Genomic DNA, 19,478 nt, shown 5'->3' on the forward strand with positions numbered 1-19,478 from the left:
AACTGATGGAGGCGCGCGCGGTTGCCGCGGCGTAATCGACATGGTCAAGAATCGCAATGTCCCACTGATCCGCGCGGCCGCCATTGCGGCATTCGTTTCCGTTGCGGCCGCCGCTGCGCCGTCGCACATCTGGGCGAAGGACAAGATGGCTGCTGCCGCGAAAGCCAGGGCGGCAGAGCCGGCGAAATCGGAGAGCGAGCTCATCGAGTACAAGGATCTGGAAAACCGGATCGGCTCCGAACTGATCATCGAAACCACGTTCAACACGATCCGCCGCGGGATGCTGACCAAGTACACGAACCCCGCGTTGAAGATCCAGCTCGGACCGGAAGGTGGGTCGATCGAACTGGACGTACCCGCCGAAACGATCCGCAGCGTGCGCATCGTCACGCCGGTCGGTTCGGCCACGCCCGCCGAGGCGGCAACACCCCCGCAGGGAAACAGCAGTGCCAAAAAGAACTGACCTACGCACCATCCTGATCATCGGCGCGGGTCCGATTGTCATCGGGCAGGCGTGCGAGTTCGACTACTCCGGAGCGCAGGCCTGCAAGGCGCTCAAGGAAGAAGGATATCGGGTCGTGCTGGTGAACTCGAATCCAGCAACGATCATGACCGATCCGGACACTGCGGACGCTGTCTACATCGAGCCGATCAATTGGCGCACGGTCGAGAAGATCATCGCCAAGGAGAGGCCTGACGCACTGTTGCCGACGATGGGCGGCCAGACGGCTCTCAACTGCGCACTCGATCTTGCCGACAACGGAGTCCTCGAAAAATACGGCGTGCAGATGATTGGCGCGTCGCGCGATGCGATCCGCATGGCCGAAGACCGCGAACTGTTCCGTATCGCGATGCGCGAAATTGGACTGGAATGCCCGAAGGCGCGCGTCGTGCGCACGTTCGAGCAGGCGGTCGAAGCGCAGACCGAGGTTGGCTATCCGACGATCATCCGTCCGAGCTTCACGCTCGGCGGTTCGGGCGGCGGTATCGCGTACAACCGCGAGGAATTCGAGGACATCGTCAAGCGTGGACTCGACCTGTCGCCGGTGCATGAAGTGCTGGTCGAGGAATCGGTGCTCGGCTGGAAGGAATTCGAGATGGAAGTGGTCCGTGATACCGCGGACAACTGCATCATCGTGTGTTCGATCGAGAACTTCGATCCGATGGGCGTGCATACCGGCGACTCGATCACTGTCGCGCCGGCTCAGACGCTGACCGACAAGGAATACCAGCGACTGCGCGACGCATCGATCGCGGTGCTGCGCAAGATCGGAGTCGACACCGGCGGCTCCAACGTGCAGTTCGGGATCAACGCTCAGGATGGGCGCGTCGTCGTGATCGAGATGAATCCGCGCGTGTCGCGTTCGTCGGCACTGGCGTCGAAGGCCACCGGTTTTCCGATCGCCAAAGTCGCAGCGAAGCTCGCGATCGGCTATACGCTCGACGAGTTGAAAAACGAGATCACCGGCGGTCTGACACCGGCATCGTTCGAGCCGGCGATCGACTACGTCGTCACCAAGATCCCGCGCTTCGCGTTCGAGAAATTCCCGTCCGCCGATTCGCGACTCACCACGCAAATGAAATCGGTCGGCGAGGTGATGGCAATCGGTCGCACATTCCAGGAATCGCTGCAGAAGGCGCTTCGAGGACTCGAAACCGGCAAGAACGGACTCAATCCGAGCAAACTCGACACCGCCACGCCGGAAGGATTGGCGACGCTGAAGCGCGAGTTGCGCGAGCCCGGCCCGGATCGGGTTTTCTACGTGGCAGACGCGTATCGCGCCGGCCTTTCCGGCGCTGACGTGTTTGCGCTGACGCACATCGACCCGTGGTTTCTGGTGCAGATCGAGGATCTCGTGAAAACCGAGGCCGACATCAAGGCGGGCGCGCTGGCTGCCCTCGACGCGGCGCGCATGCGAAGCCTCAAGCGCAAGGGGTTCTCGGACGGACGACTCGCCGAACTGGTCGGCACCGACGAGAACGCCGTGCGTGCGCTGCGCCGCGCATTCAACGTGCGGCCGGTGTACAAGCGCGTCGATTCATGTGCTGCGGAATTCGCCACGACAACGGCGTATCTCTACTCGACTTACGAGGAAGAATGCGAGGCGGAACCGACCAACCGCGACAAGATCATCGTGCTCGGCGGCGGCCCGAACCGCATCGGCCAGGGCATCGAGTTCGACTACTGCTGCGTGCACGCGGCACTCGCGCTGCGAGACGATGGTTATGAAACGATCATGGTCAACTGCAATCCGGAGACCGTGTCGACCGACTACGACACATCCGATCGCCTGTATTTCGAGCCATTGACGCTTGAAGACGTGCTGGAAATCGTCGACAAGGAAAAACCGAAGGGTGTGATCGTGCAATACGGCGGCCAGACGCCGTTGAAACTCGCACGCGCGCTCGAGGCGGCTGGTGTACCGGTGATCGGCACATCGCCCGATTCGATCGATCTCGCCGAAGACCGTGAACGCTTCCAGAAAATGATCGAGAAGCTCGGCCTGCGCCAGCCCCCGAACCGGACGGCACGCAATGCCGACGAAGCCATCGCGCTTGCACGCGAGATCGGCTATCCGCTGGTTGTGCGACCCAGCTACGTGCTTGGTGGGCGCGCGATGGAAATCGTGCATGACGACGCCGACCTCTCGCGCTACATCCGCGAGGCGGTGCGCGTCTCGAACGAATCACCGGTTCTGCTCGACCGCTTTCTCGATCACGCGGGCGAAGTGGACGTCGACGTCGTCGTCGACGCCGAGGGAAACGTGCTGATCGGTGGCGTGATGGAGCACATCGAGGAAGCCGGCGTGCATTCCGGCGATTCCTCCTGTTCGTTGCCGCCGTATTCGCTCTCGCCTGCGATTCAGGACGAATTGCGTCGCCAGGTCACGATGATGGCGCGAGAACTGAAGGTTGTCGGCTTGATGAACACCCAGTTCGCGGTGCAGGGCGAAACGATCTTCGTTCTCGAAGTCAATCCGCGCGCGTCGCGCACGGTGCCGTTCGTCGCCAAGGCGACCGGAGTCGCATTGGCGAAGATCGCGGCACGCTGCATGGTCGGCCAGTCGTTGGCGTCACAGGGCGCGACGCACGAAGTCGTGCCAGGGTATTTTTCGGTGAAGGAAGCGATCTTCCCGTTTCTCAAATTCCAGAACGTCGATCCGATTCTCGGTCCGGAGATGCGCTCGACCGGCGAAGTGATGGGCGTCGGCCGCAGTTTCGGTGCCGCGTTCGCGCGCGCGCACGAGGCGGCCGGCATTCGCGCCCCGACCGTTGGAAAGGCGTTCCTGTCGGTGCGCGATGCGGACAAGGAACGCCTGCTCGACGTCGCGCGCGACCTGTTGGCGCGTGGGTTCGGAATCGTCGCAACCGGCGGTACGCATGCCTTCCTCGACGCGCAGGGCATTGCGTGCGAGCGCATCAACAAGGTGCTCGAAGGACGCCCGCACATCGTTGACCTGATCAAGAATGGTGAAATCGCCTTCATCGTGAACACGACCGAAGGAAAACAGGCCATTTCCGATTCGTTTTCCATCCGCCGCGAGGCGTTGCAGCAACGCGTGACCTATTCGACGACCGTGAGCGGCGCCAAGGCGCTGCTGCATTCGATGGATTTCCGCGACAGCGACGACGTCAACAGCCTGCAGGAACTGCACAAGGAACTCGCATGAATCGTCCACCGATGACGAAGAAGGGCTCGGAACGCCTTCGCGTCGAACTCGATCGCCTGAAATCGAAGGAGCGCCCGCGGATCATTGCGGCGATCGCCGAAGCGCGTGCGCACGGGGATCTGAAGGAAAACGCCGAATACCATGCCGCTCGCGACATGCAGAGTTTCACCGAAGGCCGCATCAACGAGTTGGAGTTCGGGCTGTCGCAGGCCGACGTGATCGACGTCAGTCGGCTGAATGCCGGCAAGCGCATCGTCTTCGGCGCGATCGTCGATCTGGAAGACGAGGATTCGGGCGAGAAGGTGAGTTACCAGGTCGTTGGCGACATGGAGGCCGACATCAAGCAGCGGCTGATTTCGGTGTCGTCGCCATTCGCGCGCGCGCTCATCGGCAAGAACGAAGGCGACAGCTTCGAGTTCCAGGCGCCCAACGGAACACGCAACTACGAAATCACCGGCGTGCGCTACGAAGACTGACGCCCAAGCGTCGCCGGTCCATGAAATCCATCGAAATCCGTCGTCGCGCAGCCAGCGGATACGTCGGCGACTGGCCGTCGGACCTGCATCCGCTGATCGCTCGCGTATTCGCGGCGCGCGGCCTGGGTCCGCCCGATCTGGCGCGCGTCAGGCTCGCGGACATGGCAGCACCGACGGCGCTCGGCGGCATCGCGAACGCCTGTGTCCTGCTGGGTGAAGCCATCGCGAACAACAGCCGCATCTGCATCGTCGGCGATTTCGATTGCGACGGAGCGACCGGTACCGCGGTGGCGGTCCGCGGGCTGCGACTCCTCGGCGCGCGGAACGTGGCGTATCGCGTACCCAACCGGTCGCGGGATGGCTACGGCCTGTCGTCGGCGCTGGTCGATTCACTGACCGGTGAAGAAACGCCGGATCTGATCGTCACGGTCGACAACGGCATCGCGAGCCACGCCGGCGTCGCCACTGCGCGGGCGCGCGGCATTCGCGTGATCGTCACCGACCATCATCTGCCGGGCGACAGCCTGCCCGCAGCCGACGCGATCGTGAATCCCGCCGTCACGCGTTTTGCGCGCTGTTCGCACACGCCGCAGCCATGCGAATCGTGCTCGGCCGACGCGCGGACCAACGATGCGTTTCCGAGTCGTGCGCTGGCCGGCGTCGGAGTGATGTTCTATCTGCTGCTGGCACTGCGTGCGCACTTGCGTGTCGCAGGCGCGTTCGACGCGCGACCCGAGCCGGACCTTGCGGTTCTCCTCGATCTGGTCGCGCTCGGCACCGTCGCCGATCTGGTGCCGCTCGATGCGAACAACCGGATACTCGTCGAGGCGGGCCTTCGGCGTATCCGTTCCGGCCGGTGTTGCGCGGGCATTGCCGCGCTGTTCGTGGCGGCCGGCCGCGACATGACGCGAACAGTGGCCAGCGACCTCGGTTTCGCGATCGGTCCGCGCATCAACGCCGCCGGGCGACTCGACGACATGGCACTCGGCATCGAGTGCCTGCTGTGCGACGAACCGGGCAAGGCGGCTTCATTGGCCGCACAGCTCTCGGCGATCAACTCGCAACGACAGGAATTGCAGTCGGCCATGGTCGAACAGGCCGAGGCGATGGTCGGCAGTTTCGTGGAGCGGTATCGCGACGACGCGTTGCCGTGCGGCATCGTGCTGTACGAACCGGACTGGCATCCAGGCGTCGTCGGTCTCGTGGCGTCCAAGCTCAAGGAGCGGCTGAACCGGCCGGTCATCGCATGTGCGCCGGCGGAATCGGGCAGTACCGAATTGCGCGGTTCTGCGCGCTCGATCGCGGGCTTCCATCTGCGCGATGCGCTCGCCGAGGTGGATGCCCGCATCCCGGGCCTGATCACGCGGTTCGGCGGTCACGCGATGGCGGCGGGCCTGACGATGCCGCATGCAAACCTCGAACGGTTCGCGGCGCAATTCGATGCCGTCGCGCGTCGGCGCATCAGCGCCGACCTGCTCGAGCAATGCGTCTGGAGCGATGGCGAACTCGACGTCGGCGATTTCACGTTCGACGCTGCGCAAGCCCTGCGCTACGCGGCGCCGTGGGGGCAGGCGTTTGCCGAGCCTGCGTTCGACAATGCGTTCGATGTCGAGTCCTGGCGCACGGTCGGAGAGCGCCATCTGAAACTGAAACTGCGGCTCGACGGGCGCGCCGAGTGTCTCGAGGCGATCATGTTCAACGCACTCGAATCGATGCCGCCGCCGTCACGGGTCCGAGCGGTCTATCAGCTCGATGTCGATCAGTGGAATGGACGCGACCGGCTGCAATTGCTCGTTCGTCATCTCCAGGCGGTGTAAGGCGCCGGTCGGCGCTTGCGCGACAGGTTCGACGGTTCCGCCATATTCCCCGTCCGGCGCCATCCCGCTGTCATCAGGGCTTCGGCGCAATGGCATTCGGCGCCGCATCGATCCTCGCGGGCATTGATGCACATCAAGGGGACGACACCGGATCCGCGGCACCCTGCGTAGCGGGGGCTTGTGCCTGCGAGTCTGTGGCGCATCGGTACGCGTGTCGGCAGAACGGATCATTCCCGGCGCCGCCGCTTCCGATCCAGCACAGCTACCGACGGGCTGGCGTTGAAAAACGGAGAGAGACGGATGAACGCAAACGAAGCGCCCCGGACGGGCAACTTGACCGGTCTGGATCCAGCGGAGGCAGCGCGCCGGTTGGTCGACGACGGTCCGAACATCCTTCCCGGCAGCGCATCCCGGTCGGTATTCGCGATGGCCGCCGGCGTACTTCTCGAACCGATGTTCCTCATGCTGTTGTCCGCGGGCGGCCTCTATCTTGCGCTGGGCGATCGCGCGGAAGCCGCATTCCTCCTTTCCTTCGTATTCGTTGTGATTGCAATCACGATTGCCCAGGAAAGCAAGACACAGCGCGCGCTCGAGTCGCTTCGGGATTTGTCTGCACCCCGTGCGCTCGTCATACGTTCGGGGCTGGAGATTCGAATCCCGGGACGGGACGTCGTACGCGGCGATCTGCTGGTGCTCCATGAAGGCGACCGCATTGCTGCCGACGCCGTACTGCTGCAGGGACATCTCGACGTGGACGAATCGCTGCTGACCGGCGAGGCGGTTCCGGTCGTCAAGCTGCCGGTGACCGGCGCCGGCGCGCTGCTCTTTGCAAGCACGGTCGTCACCAAGGGCGTCGGCACCGCCGAGGTCATTACTACGGCTGCCGCGACGGCGGTTGGACGCATTGGACAGGCGCTGGCGGCAGCGCCGGAGCCCGTATCCGGCCTGCAGTTGGCGTCACGCAAACTGATCCGCTACCTGACCGCGGGGGGTCTGTTGCTTGCGGCCACGTATTGCCTGCTCGGCTGGCTCTGGGATGGCCATGGGTTCGTGCAAAGCATGCTGGCCGGAATTGCGCTGGCAATGGCGATCCTGCCGGAAGAGATCCCGGTCATCCTGACGATCTTCCTTGCACTGGGCGCCTGGCGGATCGCGAAACGCAAGGTGCTGACGCGGCGCGTGTCGGCCGTCGAGGCGTTGGGTGCCATTTCCGTACTGGCGGTCGACAAGACCGGCACCTTGACCCAGAACCGCATGCGCGTGGCGCAGCTGTCTGCGCATGGTCAGACCTTCGTCGACGAAGCCGCAGTCGATCTGCCGGAAACGTTTCACGAGCTGGTCGAGTTCGCGATGCTGGCGACGCCCGGTGATCCATTCGATCCGATGGAGAAGGCGATCCAGTCGTTCGGACGTCGATGGCTGGGTTCGACCGAACATTTCCATGCCGATTTGTCACCGACGTTTGAATATGGTCTTTCGGCCGAGATACTCGCAATGACGCGCGTATTCACCGGCGAATCGCCCTCGCGGTATCGCCTCGCGACGAAGGGAGCTCCCGAAGCGGTTGCGGATCTGTGCCATCTGCCGTCCGCCCGTCGGGACGAGCTTCTGCGTCAGGTCGAGGAAATGGCCGAAGGCGGACTTCGCGTGCTCGGCGTCGCCCGTGGTGAGTGGCAGGGGAGCGAATGGCCAGAGAGCCAACACGATTTCACCTTTCATTTTCTCGGACTGATCGGTTTCGTCGATCCACCAAGGCCGGATGTCGCAGCGGCAATTGCGGAATGTCGCGCCGCCGGCGTCCGGATCATCATGTTGACCGGCGACCATCCGGCGACGGCCCGGGCCGTGGCGCGCGACGTGGGTCTCAGCGAGCGGCCTGAAATCGTTACCGGTGTGGAAATGGATGCGCTCGACGACGACGCGCTGCGCGAGCGCATGCGTCACGTCGATCTGTGCGCGCGGATGCAACCCGTGCAGAAGCTTCGGCTGGTGCAGGTCCTGCGCCAGGGTGGCGAGGTCGTCGCCATGACGGGCGACGGTGTCAACGATGCACCGGCTCTGAAGGCAGCGGACGTCGGCATCGCAATGGGTGAACGCGGGACGGATGTGGCGCGGGAAGCCGCCGCATTGGTATTGCTCGACGACAGTTTCGCCAGCATCGTTGCCGCCATCGGACAGGGGCGCCGGATCTACGACAACATCACCAAGGCGACGCGCTTCGTGTTTGCGGTGCACATGCCCATCATCGCGCTCGCCCTGGTGCCGGCCTTGCTGCACTGGCCGGCGTTGTTGATGCCGGTGCAGATCGTGTTGCTCGAGCTCATCATCGACCCGGCTTGCTCGATCGTCTTCGAAGCGGAAGCGGCGGAGCCCGACGTGATGACACGTCCGCCGCGCTCGCCCTCCGAGTCGCCGTTTGCCCTTGCCGGTCTTCGTCATTCTGTCCTGCAGGGCCTGGGTTTGGCCGTGGTGTTGCTGCTCGGATTCGCCGTGCTGACAAAATCGGGCGTTGCGGTTCCGCTGGCCCGTACCGCCGTTTTCATGGCGTTGGTCGTCGGCGTGTACATGCTGACATTGGCGAGCAGCGATCCTTCACACGTGCTGCGCAGCGAAAGGATGGGCGGAAACCCGTGGTTGCGGCGAATGGCCGGAGGCGTCACCGGGCTACTCGTCTTCGTCATCGGCGTGCCGGTCGTACGAAACCTGATGGGCCTCGCAGTGCCCGATGCCGCGTCCTTGATCGCCACCAGCCTGATGATCGGGATTTCAGCGCTGTGGCTCGCCGGCTCGCGTCGATTCGACAACCGCCGGGCTCGCTCAGCACTCGAAGCCAAACGCAGACTGGGCGTTTGACGCCAATTCGCCCCGGCGGCAACGCCACTGCAGCCACGACCCTGTCCGTGGAGACTGAAACGCAGTGTGGACTGGGATGGTCCGTGCGGGTCGCTCGCATTCCGCCCGCATCCTGGGGCGCTGATTACCTTCCCCGACGAGCGCGCGTCAGGCGCGGCCACATGCGCATCAGGGTGTTGTCGCGCATGAAGTAGTGGTGGACAAGCGCCGCGGCGGCATGCAGACCGATCAGGTAATAGCCCGTCACGCCGATGGTTTCGTGGAGTTCGTCCGCCCATTCGGCGATCGATGGATCCGCGTTCACCAGGGCGGGCAGATGCAGTCCGAAGAACGGAATGGGATGCCCCTCGGCACTGAGCGTCAGCCATCCCAGGAGGGGCATCACGATCATGAAAACGTAGAGCGCCAGATGCATGAGCACGGAAACGAAATGCTGCCATCGGGGAATCGGCGGCGTGATGGAAGGGCGCGGGCCCGTGCGGAATGCAAGACGCGCGAACACAAGCAGGAAAATCCCGAGGCCCAGCATGAAATGCCACGTTTTCAGAGACTCGCGAAGATCGCTTCCTTTTGGAAAAAACTCGCGCAACTCGATGCAGGCATAGACGCCGACCATCAACGCGACCATGAGCCAGTGCATGGCGATCGATACGGATCCATAACGTAAAGCGGTGTTTTTGAAGTTCATGGCATTCCCAATTCTGCGTAAGTGGGCCGGGGCGACCCCGGCAACGCGCGCGAGGTACGGCTATTCACCGGACTCAACGCACCTTTCCACGAACCCAATGGCGTCAATACCGCGCATGCGGTCAATTGAAGGTGCGGTGTTTTGCGAAGATGCACTGCCAGAGCGTCGCGCGTGTTGCGCTTCGTCAAGTCCCCTGCATGTTGATGAACGTCAAGGAGCGGGACGTGCGGCGCACGGACTTGACTTGCATCAAGATCGAACGTGGCTTTTCGATGCACTGTCGACCAAGGAAGGAGGACCCGACGCATGATCAACATCCTGGCGCACGCAATGACCTGCAAGACGTTCAGCCCCGCGCTGGATTTTGCGGCGGATCTGAGCGTTGTCCTCAACGCATCTCTCACCGGTCTCTACTCTGCACAGATCGTCGTTCCGATGGCGGTGATCGACGCTCCTGTCTTCATGAATGACGTCACCGAGGCGCTGCTCGTCAGCCGCGACAATGCGTGCGCCGCAGGCCCGGCTTTCACGCACTGGGCAAGCGGTCGCGGGGTCGGGAAATGCACTTGGCAAGTGGTCGAGGGAGTGCTGGACGAAGCTCTGGCGATCGCCGGAGACTGGCACGATTTCGTGATACTGCAGTCCGGTGCTGGAAGCGCGTGGACGTCTCCTGACGCATTGGGCGACTTGATCGTCACGATCGGTCACCCGTGTCTCATTGCACCCCCGGACGTCGCGTCTGTCGCTCGGTTGCAATGCATCGCGGTGGCCTGGAACGGCTCGCGTGGAGCAGTGCGTGCCGTCCATGCTGCGTTGCCGCTGTTGAGACGGGCAACGCGGATCGTGGTGTTCAAGCCGACAGCCGACGATTCTCAGGAGGGCTGGAACTGGCATCCACCCTTCGATCTGGAGGCCTATCTTGCCTCGCATGGCTTGCGGTGCAGCGTCGAACCATTCGACGCCACCGATGACGAGGTCGGTGTCGCTTTGCTCGAGCGGGCGAAGGACATCGCCGCCGACATGATTGTCATGGGCGCTTACGGACGATCTCGCCTGAGCGAGAGGATGCTCGGCGGAGCAACGCGACACCTGTTGAATCACGCGCATATTCCGCTCTTCATGTGCCACTGATAGAGACGGGGAATTCGATGAAAATTCTACTCGCGACAGACGGCAGCAATCAGGGTCTGAAGGCGGCGAGGTTCCTGATGAAGAATCCGGGGATTCTTGGCAGCAAGCCGGACGTGCTGGTATTGAACGTCGACCTGCCACTCGGTCGCTCACTGACGACGGAGGTCGGCGTCGAAGCCGCCGATCGATATCACGCAGAATCCAGCGAAATGGCCATGCGTTCGACGCTCGCCTTGTTCAAGCGCGCAGGCGTGCCCTGTCGTGCAGTGGCGTTGACTGGAGATCCAGCGACGATCATTGCCCATGTTGCCAAGAGCAAGCACAGGCAGATGATCGTGATGGGATCGCACGGCCACGGGACGCTCGGGCGTCTGCTGCTCGGCTCCGTGACCGCCAAGACCATGTCGCTCAGCGAAGTGCCTGTCCTCGTCGTCCGATAATCCGCTTGCGGGCTGCGGGGCAGCCCGCAAGGGCACGAAGCGGGCAAGCGCTCGCGGCGCGTGACATCCTCGCGACCGGCGCTTGCATCGCGGAAGGCGATCTGCTGTCATCGTCGCATGTCCAGTTCGATGCCCACTCCTCCCACGCCTGGCCCACGCCGCGCATCGGCAGGCTTGCGCATCGCTCGCGCCAATAACCGTTCGAACAACAACCCCCGCGAAAACGGGTGGGCTGGCGCGTAGCCGAGGTTCGAACGACAGCTACGCGACGAAGGCCCGCCAAGTGCGGGCCTTCGTCGTTTTAGGGCCATGGATGGTCCGTATGCCGAAAATGCAGGAGCATTTTTCGGCGAGGGCCATGCATGGCCGGTATGCCGGAAATGCAGGAGCACTTTCCGGCGCAGGGCTTCCGGATCCAATCAAAGATGAGGAATGACCATGTGCTCGATTTTTGGAATGTTCGACCTGCAGCCCGGCGATGACCTTGCGGCGCTGCGGCTGCAGGCGCTGGAGCTCTCGCAGCGCCAGCGTCACCGCGGGCCGGACTGGAGTGGCGTGTTCGTCGACGCCGGTGCGATCCTCGTGCATGAGCGTCTCGCGATCGTCGATCCTGCCAGTGGCTCACAGCCGCTGCGCTCCCGAGACGGTTCGCTGGCACTCGCAGTGAACGGCGAGATCTACAACCACCGCGAACTGCGCGCCGCGAGTGCCTACGATTTCACGACCGGCTCCGATTGCGAAGTGATCAATGCGCTCTATCGCGAGCACGGTGACGAATTCCTGCCGCAGCTCAACGGCATCTTCGCTTTCGCGTTGTGGGACGGGGCCGCGCAACGTTATCTGATCGCGCGCGATCCGCTTGGCGTGTGTCCGTTGTACTGGGGGCACGATGCGCAGGGGCGACTGTGTGTCGCGTCAGAGATGAAGGCGCTGGTCGGACTGTGCGCGGATCTCTCGACGTTTCCTCCAGGACATGTCTACAACAGCGCGAGCGGCCAGTTGCGCCGCTACTACGACAAGCCGTGGCGCGAACATGCGGTAACCTGCGGCAAGCACCTCGGCGATGGCGAGCTCCGTGCGGCCTTCGAGCAGGCGGTGCATCGCCAACTGATGACTGATGTGCCGTATGGCGTGCTGCTGTCGGGTGGGCTCGATTCGTCGCTGGTCGCCGCATGTGCCGCGCGGTTCGCGCGCGAACGTGTCGAGGACGACGACCGCAGCGAGGCCTGGTGGCCGCGCTTGCACTCGTTCGCGATCGGTCTGGACGGCTCGCCCGATCTGGCTGCCGCGAAGATTGCTGCGGATGCGCTCGGCACCGTGCACCATGGATTCGTCTACACGTTCGCCGAAGGCCTCGATGCATTACCCGAGGTCATCCGGCACATCGAGACCTACGACGTCACCACCATCCGCGCGGCGACACCCATGTTCCTGCTGGCCCGGCGCATCAAGGCGATGGGCGTGAAGATGGTGCTGTCGGGGGAGGGTGCCGACGAGATCTTCGGTGGCTACCTGTATTTCCACAAGGCGCCGACGGCACAGGCGTTCCACGAGGAAACCGTGCGCAAGCTCGACGCGTTGCACAGCTACGACTGCCTGCGCGCGAACAAGGCGATGATGGCGTGGGGTGTGGAAGCACGCGTGCCGTTCCTCGACCTGGAGTTTCTCGATGTTGCGATGGGCATGGACGCCGTGCACAAGATGGCGGGCAATGGACGCATCGAGAAAGCGGTGCTGCGCGAGGCGTTTGTCGGGGCATTGCCCGATTCGATCCTGTGGCGCCAGAAGGAGCAGTTCAGCGACGGCGTCGGCTACGGCTGGATCGACGGGCTGAAAGCGCACGCCGAACTCGCCGTCGGTGATCGCGAGTTCGCGGCCGCTGCCACGCGGTTTGCGCACAATACGCCGGCGACGAAGGAAGCGTACTTCTATCGACGCCTGTTCGAGAAGCACTTTCCGGGCGAGGCTTGCGCGGCCACAGTGCCGGGCGGCAAGTCGATTGCATGTTCGACGCCGGCGGCGCTCGCGTGGGATCCGGCATTTGCCAACGCGGCGGATCCGTCGGGTCGATCGGTGCGCGGCGTACACAGTCAGGCACTGGCTTGATAAGATTGCGGGTTATCAACGCGCCGTTGCCCGGCGCCCAACCGAAGCCATCAACATGATCGAAACCAATCCGATCCAGGCGCAGATTGCGGACCTCAAGGCGCGCGTCGAATCGCTCAGGGGGTATCTTTGACTTCGATGCAAAGGCCGAGCGCCTCGAAGAAGTCTCTCGCGAGCTGGAAAATCCGGACATCTGGAACAACCCGCAGCACGCGCAGGATCTGGGCAAGGAACGCTCGAATCTCGAACGCGTCGTCGGCGGCATCCGCAGCCTGAGCGAAAATCTTGGCGAGGCGGGAGACCTGCTTGTTCTTGCGATCGACGAGAAGGACGAGGACACCGCGATCGCGGTTCTGGAGGATGTCGCGAAACTCGAAGCGCAGGTCGGCGCGCTCGAGTTCCGACGGATGTTTTCCGGTGAGATGGATCCAACCAATGCGTTCGTCGACATCCAGGCCGGTGCCGGTGGCACCGAAGCGCAGGACTGGGCCGAGATGCTGCTGCGCATGTACCTGCGCTGGTGCGAAACGCGTGGGTGGAAAACCGAATTGCTGGAAGCGAGCGCGGGCGAAGTGGCGGGCATCAAGAGTGCGACGTTCCGCGTCGAGGGCGAATACGCATACGGTTGGCTGAAGACCGAGATCGGCGTGCATCGCCTGGTGCGGAAATCGCCGTTCGATTCCGACAACCGCCGCCATACCAGTTTCACTTCGGTGTTCGTGTCGCCGGAAGTGGATGACGACATCGAGATCGACATCAATCCAGCCGACCTGCGAACGGACGTCTATCGTTCGTCGGGTGCCGGCGGACAGCACGTCAACAAGACCGAATCGGCGGTGCGCATCACGCATATTCCGACCAATACGGTCGTTGCGTGCCAGACGGAACGTTCGCAGCACGCCAATCGTGATCGCGCGATGAAGATGCTCAAGGCGAAGCTGTACGAACTCGAGGTGCAAAAGCGCAACGCAGAGAAGGATGCGCTGGAGGCGACCAAATCCGATATTGGTTGGGGCAGCCAGATTCGCAACTACGTGCTCGACCAATCGCGCATCAAGGACCTTCGCACAGGCATCGAGCGCACCGATACGCAGAAAGTACTCGATGGCGACCTCGATGGATTCATCGAGGCGAGCCTGAAGTCGGGTCTTGAAGCAGGCTCCAAACGCATCGACGCTTGAACGCATGCACGACCGCATACCGGTGATCGGATTGCGGCGATTCCCTGAAACGAGCCGCGCCGCCACTCATGATTGATTCCGACGATACCCTTCCTCCTGATGAGAACAAGCTGATCGCCGAGCGTCGCGAGAAATTGCGATCACTGCGTGCGCAGGGAGTCGCCTTTCCGAATGACTTCAGGATGGGTGCGTTCGCCGGCGATCTGCAGAACGAGTTCGACGACGTCGAACGCTGGACAGCTGAAGCGATCGAAGGTGCCGCGCGTCACGTGTCGGTCGCTGGCCGCATCGTGTTGAAGCGTGTGCAGGGCAAGGTCAGCTTCGCGCAGATCCAGGACGTCAGCGGTCGCATCCAGCTGTTCATTCATCAGGCGACGCTGGGAGAGAGCGCCTATGACGCGTTCAAGAGCAGCGACGTCGGTGACATTTTCGGCGCATCGGGTCGACTGATGCGGACGAAGACGGGCGAGCTTTCGATCAAGGTCGACAATCTTCGCCTGCTGACGAAATCACTGCGTCCATTGCCCGACAAATTTCACGGGCTCGCCGATGTCGAGCAGCGCTATCGCCAGCGTTACGTCGACCTCATCGTCACGCCGGAGTCGCGCCGCGTGTTCGAACTCCGTTCGCACATGATCCGCTTCATGCGTCAGTGGCTGGAAGCACCGGAACGGCGATTCATGGAAGTCGAGACGCCGATGATGCATCCGATTCCGGGGGGCGCGACCGCGAAGCCGTTCGTCACGCATCACAATGCGCTCGACTTGCAGATGTACCTGCGCGTCGCGCCGGAGTTGTACCTCAAGCGCCTGGTGGTCGGTGGTTTCGATCGTGTCTACGAGATCAACCGCAATTTCCGCAACGAGGGCGTGTCGACCCGGCACAACCCCGAGTTCACCATGCTGGAGCTCTACCAGGCCTATTCCACCTACATCGAGATCATGGATCTCACCGAAGGTCTGATCCGAGACATGGCCGTCGCAACCCTGGGTGGCACGAACCTGACGTGGGAGGGGCGTGACATCGATGTCGGGCCGGCGTTCCGTCGCTGGCCGATGGCCGACGCCGTGCGGCATTTCAATCCCGGGATCGACGTCGCCGAGATTGGCGATCGTGATGCGCTGGCGCGCCATTGCACGCGGCTCGGAATCGCCGTCAAACCCGGGTTCGGGGCTGGCAAGCTGTTGCTCGAACTTTTCGAGCGCACGGTAGAGGGTCACCTGCTGCAGCCGACGTTCATCACGCAATATCCCGTCGAAGTCTCTCCGCTGGCGCGCGCAAACGATCATGATTCTGCCGTCACCGACCGCTTCGAGCTGTTCGTCGGCGCGAAGGAACTGGCGAACGGCTTCTCGGAGCTCAACGATCCGGAAGACCAGGCGGCGCGCTTTCGTGCGCAGGTGGAAGCGAAGGATTCCGGTGACGATGAAGCGATGCATTTCGATGCCGACTACATCCGCGCGCTCGAAGTCGGAATGCCGCCAACCGGTGGGCTCGGTGTCGGCATTGATCGGCTCGTGATGTTCTTCGCCGACGTGCCGTCGATTCGCGACGTCCTGCTGTTTCCGTACATGCGTCCGGAAGTCTTCTGAGTACTTGTATACTTCTGGCACCGGCGCCGCGATGGGGGCGCCCGGGAACCACCCGGTTCCAGGGAGCAAAGGTGAGGGCGGTTGTGCTAGCCTGCTGTCCTGATCCGGTGGTTTTTTGCGAATGATGATTCCGGCCTGCATCGTGTCCGTTGCCGCTGCCCGCGGTCTGCGGAACTTGGGTGGCAGGCTTGCCCAGGCCGAAACCGGCCGCGGAGTTTCCGCATGAACGTACTGATCGTCGACGACCAGCCTTCCGCACGAACGATGCTTCGCCACGTGGTCGAGGCAATCGGACCCGGCGTCCGCTCCTCCGATTTCGGCAATCCGATCGACGCACTGCGCTGGTCGGAAGGCAATGTCGCGGATCTGGTGCTGCTGGACTACCGCATGCCCGAGATGGACGGGCTCGAATTCGCGCGCCGATTCCGACGCTCATTGTCGCGCCGTGACGTTCCAATCGTCTTGATCAGCGTGGTGGGCGACGAGCCGGTGCGCCAAGCGGCACTGGAAGCCGGTGTGATCGATTTTCTGGTGAAGCCGGTCAGGCCGCGGGAACTGCGCACGCGTTGTCGCAATCTCCTGCAATTGCGCCAGCAAGGCGAGTCGGTGAAGGAGCGCGCCCGATCGCTCGAGGAGCGGGTGCTGGCCGGGCTGCATGAAGTCGAGCAACGCGAGCGCGAGACCTTGTATCGGCTGGCCAAGGCAATCGAATACCGCGATGTCGGTACTGGCATCCATCTGGTGCGAATGTCCCATTACGCCGAATTGATTGCCGAAGGCATGGGCATGAGCGAGGAGGACGTGCGAACGCTGACCTCCGCTGCACCATTACATGACATCGGAAAAATCGGCGTGCCGGACGCCGTGCTGCTCAAGCGCGGTGTCCTCACCGACGAAGAATTCGCGGTCATGCGGCGACATCCGGTGATCGGCTACGAGATCCTGCGCGACAGCCAGAGCCGCTTCGTCCAGATGGGGGCGCTCATTGCCCTTCGTCATCATGAACGGTGGGACGGAAGCGGATATCCCGATGGATTGAGCGGCAACGATATCCCGCTGCCTGCGCGGATCGTCGCGGTAGCCGATGTGTTCGACGCCCTGACGTCCGAGCGTCCGTACAAGCGCGCATGGAGCCTGGAAGAAGCGTCGCAGTACATGATCGACAATCGTGGCACGCTTTTTGATCCTGCATGTGTCGATGTCTTACTCGCCAATCAAGCACGAATCATCGAAATCCTGCACGCCAGACTCGTGTTGCCGCGCGTCGACGCCTGATATTCTGCGGCGCGCACGGCCGGAGGACGGAACCCCATGAGGCGGCTACCCCAAGCGGTGAAGGCCAGGTTTGCAGGGCGAGCCGACAGCGAACATGAGCAGGCACTCGTCCGACTGTTGATCGCTGTCCTGATTTTCTGTTATCTGGCGGCCCTCGCGGCATTTTCCGGCGGGCACGACAGTGTCCTTTCGTGGACGCTGGGCGTCCTCGTGGCGGAGTCCGTCGTGGGCCTCGGGCTTGTCGTTGCAATCTTCAGGAGGCCCGGGAAGTCACTCATTCGCCGCGTGATCGGCATGGTGGCCGACTTTTCCACTCTCGGCATCCTGATGACGATCAACGGACCGGGACTGGCTCCGCTTTATATCGTGTATCTGTGGGTGGCCATCGGCAACGGCCTGCGATTCGGCACGCAGTACCTGAAAGTCGCGGTTGCGATGGCGACGCTTTCTTTCCTCATCGTCATCCTCGGTACCGAATACTGGCATCAGAATCAGCGTCTCGCGTGGGGCCTTCTGATTGGACTGATCGCGATTCCGTCCTATCTCAGTTCATTGCTGAACGCGCTGACCCGCGCAACCGACGAGGCGCGGCGCGCCAACGCGGCGAAGAGCGTTTTTCTCGCGAACATGAGCCACGAGTTGCGCACGCCACTCAATGGCGTCATCGGCATGTCCGAATTGCTCGCGACCACCAAGCTCAGCAGCGAGCAGAGAGAATGTTCGGAAGTGATCCAGACGTCCGCAAGGTCGCTCCTCGCGTTGGTCGAGGACATCCTCGACATTTCGGCGATCGAGATCGGCAAACTCAAGCGCACCGACTCTGAATTCCAGCCGTCTTACCTTTTGCACGGCATCCAGGTGATGCTGCAGCCAACTGCCCTGGCCAAGGAAGTCGCATTCGAGATTGCGACCAGTGACAACGTGCCGGACGCGCTCCGCGGGGATGGCGATCGCCTGCGACAGATTCTCGTCAATCTGGTGTCCAACGCAATCAAGTTCACAGAACGCGGCACCGTTTCGGTCCAGGTCAGCCGCGCCGCTCACCCGGATCCTGCAGTGGCCGCGCTGCGAATTTCGGTACGCGATACCGGGATCGGCATTCCGGCGGACGCCCAGGCACGCATTTTCCAGGCCTTCGAACAGGCCGATGGTGGGCATGGACGGCGGCACGGCGGGACCGGGCTTGGCACGACGATCGCAAAATCGTTGACCGAGCTGCTGGGTGGTCGAATCGGTTTCGAGAGCATCCACGGCGCGGGATCCCACTTCTGGGTGGAAATTCCGTTCCCGGTGGTCCAATTGCTCGACGTCGAAGTCGAAAGCCAGCGGTCGGCCTCGCGCGAGAACGTCATTGCGTTCGACGATCCGTTCATGCGGCACCGGCTGCGCGTGCGGTCGATGCGCCTGCTCATTGCGGACGACCAGGAAGCGAACATTACGGTTTTGAGGCGGCTGTTGAACAAGGCAGGCCACGAAGTGCACGTGGTTCACAGCGGCGAGGAAGTCCTTTCCGCAATTGAAAACGAACGCTTTGACGCCGGGATCATCGACCTGCACATGCCGGGGCTCAGCGGCATCGATGTGTTGCGGCAGGCACGCGTCATGGAGGCCGGGCAACGCGTGACGCCGTTCATCATCCTCAGTGCCGACGCGTTGGCGACGACCGTGCGCGCTTGCGAAGAGGCGGGCGCACGGGCGTTCCTCTCCAAACCGGTTGCGCTCAACCGGTTGCTGGAAGTTCTCACCGAGATCGCGATTGGCGTCGACAAGCAGGACGCGCAACCGGCGGTCGCGCGTTCCGTCGTCGCGTCGCGCGACCCACAGGAAGCGGCGATTTCAAGTGAGGCGCTGCAGGGACTTGCCGAGCTGCAGCTCGGCGACGATTTTGTTGCGCTGTTCGTTGACGAGTGCCTGCGGGATTCGCTGAAGATCATCGGCGAGCTGTCGCGTTGTGGCGCCACCGGGCATTGGGATGCGTTTCGCGACCAGTGCCATGCGCTCAAGGGCGTGGCGGCGAACATGGGCGCATGCCATCTTGTCGCCGACGCATCCGCTTCGATGCGCCTCCCGAACTGGCAACTGACGCGCGACTGGCTCTCGTGCGTCGACGGGTTGCGCCAACAGCACGAACGCGCGCGCGTCGAACTGAAGAATGCATTGCGGTCGGAGCGCAAGGGCGATGGCCGGAGCGCATCGAGCGATCCGGCCTCCCATCGCTTTGATCCGAACTGAGTGGCGCGGACCGGGT

Annotated in this window: 13 protein-coding genes; 12 read left to right on the forward strand and 1 reads right to left on the reverse strand. The window is 62.9% G+C overall.

The window, feature by feature from the left end:
• The 5 genes from ABIV12_RS10105 to ABIV12_RS10125 all read left to right on the forward strand — a co-directional run.
• A partial coding sequence (locus tag ABIV12_RS10105) for a hypothetical protein (protein WP_348058840.1) occupies positions 1-463 on the forward strand: 463 nt, incomplete at its 5' end.
• A complete protein-coding gene (gene carB / locus ABIV12_RS10110) occupies positions 447-3,671 on the forward strand; it encodes a carbamoyl-phosphate synthase large subunit (RefSeq protein WP_348058842.1) in 3,225 nt (1,074 codons plus the stop codon). The genes ABIV12_RS10105 and carB, both read left to right, overlap by 17 nt.
• A complete protein-coding gene (greA, locus tag ABIV12_RS10115) occupies positions 3,668-4,147 on the forward strand; it encodes a transcription elongation factor GreA (protein ID WP_348058844.1) in 480 nt (159 codons plus the stop codon). Before carB ends, greA begins: the two co-directional genes overlap by 4 nt.
• Before the next feature lie 20 nt (positions 4,148-4,167).
• Positions 4,168-5,964 (forward strand): DHHA1 domain-containing protein, encoded by a 1,797-nt coding sequence (locus tag ABIV12_RS10120; protein WP_348058846.1) that lies wholly within the window; start codon positions 4,168-4,170, stop codon positions 5,962-5,964.
• 300 nt (positions 5,965-6,264) lie between these two features.
• On the forward strand, positions 6,265-8,817 hold the full coding sequence (locus ABIV12_RS10125; protein ID WP_348058848.1) for a cation-translocating P-type ATPase: 2,553 nt from the start codon (positions 6,265-6,267) through the stop codon (positions 8,815-8,817).
• A gap of 124 nt (positions 8,818-8,941) precedes the next feature.
• Here ABIV12_RS10125 and ABIV12_RS10130 read toward each other — a convergent pair whose 3' ends face one another.
• The gene (locus ABIV12_RS10130) at positions 8,942-9,505 is read right to left on the reverse strand and encodes a cytochrome b (protein ID WP_348058850.1); all 564 of its coding nucleotides are present in this window, start codon (positions 9,503-9,505) and stop codon (positions 8,942-8,944) included.
• Positions 9,506-9,811: 306 nt separating this feature from the next.
• On the opposite strand from ABIV12_RS10130, the gene ABIV12_RS10135 reads away from it, so the two are divergent.
• The 7 genes from ABIV12_RS10135 to ABIV12_RS10165 all read left to right on the forward strand — a co-directional run bounded on the left by ABIV12_RS10135 (position 9,812) and on the right by ABIV12_RS10165 (position 19,462).
• Positions 9,812-10,636, forward strand: a complete 825-nt coding sequence (locus tag ABIV12_RS10135; protein ID WP_348058852.1) for a universal stress protein — start codon at positions 9,812-9,814, stop codon at positions 10,634-10,636.
• Positions 10,637-10,653: 17 nt separating this feature from the next.
• On the forward strand, positions 10,654-11,076 hold the full coding sequence (locus tag ABIV12_RS10140; RefSeq protein WP_348058854.1) for a universal stress protein: 423 nt from the start codon (positions 10,654-10,656) through the stop codon (positions 11,074-11,076).
• Positions 11,077-11,514: 438 nt separating this feature from the next.
• Positions 11,515-13,182, forward strand: a complete 1,668-nt coding sequence (gene asnB, locus ABIV12_RS10145; RefSeq protein ID WP_348058856.1) for an asparagine synthase B — start codon at positions 11,515-11,517, stop codon at positions 13,180-13,182.
• Positions 13,183-13,237: 55 nt separating this feature from the next.
• A protein-coding gene (gene prfB, locus ABIV12_RS10150) for a peptide chain release factor 2 (protein WP_348058858.1) occupies positions 13,238-14,363 on the forward strand; the annotation gives its coding sequence in 2 pieces (ribosomal slippage) (positions 13,238-13,312 and positions 13,314-14,363; 1,125 coding nt in all).
• A 68-nt stretch (positions 14,364-14,431) separates the two neighbouring features.
• Positions 14,432-15,955 (forward strand): lysine--tRNA ligase, encoded by a 1,524-nt coding sequence (gene lysS, locus ABIV12_RS10155; RefSeq protein WP_348058860.1) that lies wholly within the window; start codon positions 14,432-14,434, stop codon positions 15,953-15,955.
• Positions 15,956-16,177: 222 nt separating this feature from the next.
• Complete coding sequence (locus ABIV12_RS10160) at positions 16,178-17,230, forward strand: two-component system response regulator (RefSeq protein ID WP_348058862.1); 1,053 nt, start codon at positions 16,178-16,180, stop codon at positions 17,228-17,230.
• A 36-nt stretch (positions 17,231-17,266) separates the two neighbouring features.
• Positions 17,267-19,462, forward strand: a complete 2,196-nt coding sequence (locus tag ABIV12_RS10165; RefSeq protein WP_348058864.1) for an ATP-binding protein — start codon at positions 17,267-17,269, stop codon at positions 19,460-19,462.
• Positions 19,463-19,478: the final 16 nt, after the last annotated feature.

Source organism: Dokdonella sp., assembly GCF_039926425.1.
Lineage (GTDB): Bacteria > Pseudomonadota > Gammaproteobacteria > Xanthomonadales > Rhodanobacteraceae > Dokdonella_A.

Excerpts from the sequence above, each read along its gene's own strand:
- ABIV12_RS10125 (WP_348058848.1), top strand. The coding sequence starts at position 6,265 with ATGAACGCAAACGAAGCGCCCCGGACGGGCAACTTGACCGGTCTGGAT.
- ABIV12_RS10135 (WP_348058852.1), top strand. The coding sequence starts at position 9,812 with ATGATCAACATCCTGGCGCACGCAATGACCTGCAAGACGTTCAGCCCC.
- greA (WP_348058844.1), top strand. The coding sequence starts at position 3,668 with ATGAATCGTCCACCGATGACGAAGAAGGGCTCGGAACGCCTTCGCGTC.
- ABIV12_RS10130 (WP_348058850.1), bottom strand. The coding sequence starts at position 9,505 with ATGAACTTCAAAAACACCGCTTTACGTTATGGATCCGTATCGATCGCC.
- ABIV12_RS10160 (WP_348058862.1), top strand. The coding sequence starts at position 16,178 with ATGAACGTACTGATCGTCGACGACCAGCCTTCCGCACGAACGATGCTT.
- lysS (WP_348058860.1), top strand. The coding sequence starts at position 14,432 with ATGATTGATTCCGACGATACCCTTCCTCCTGATGAGAACAAGCTGATC.
- asnB (WP_348058856.1), top strand. The coding sequence starts at position 11,515 with ATGTGCTCGATTTTTGGAATGTTCGACCTGCAGCCCGGCGATGACCTT.
- ABIV12_RS10140 (WP_348058854.1), top strand. The coding sequence starts at position 10,654 with ATGAAAATTCTACTCGCGACAGACGGCAGCAATCAGGGTCTGAAGGCG.
- ABIV12_RS10165 (WP_348058864.1), top strand. The coding sequence starts at position 17,267 with ATGAGGCGGCTACCCCAAGCGGTGAAGGCCAGGTTTGCAGGGCGAGCC.
- ABIV12_RS10120 (WP_348058846.1), top strand. The coding sequence starts at position 4,168 with ATGAAATCCATCGAAATCCGTCGTCGCGCAGCCAGCGGATACGTCGGC.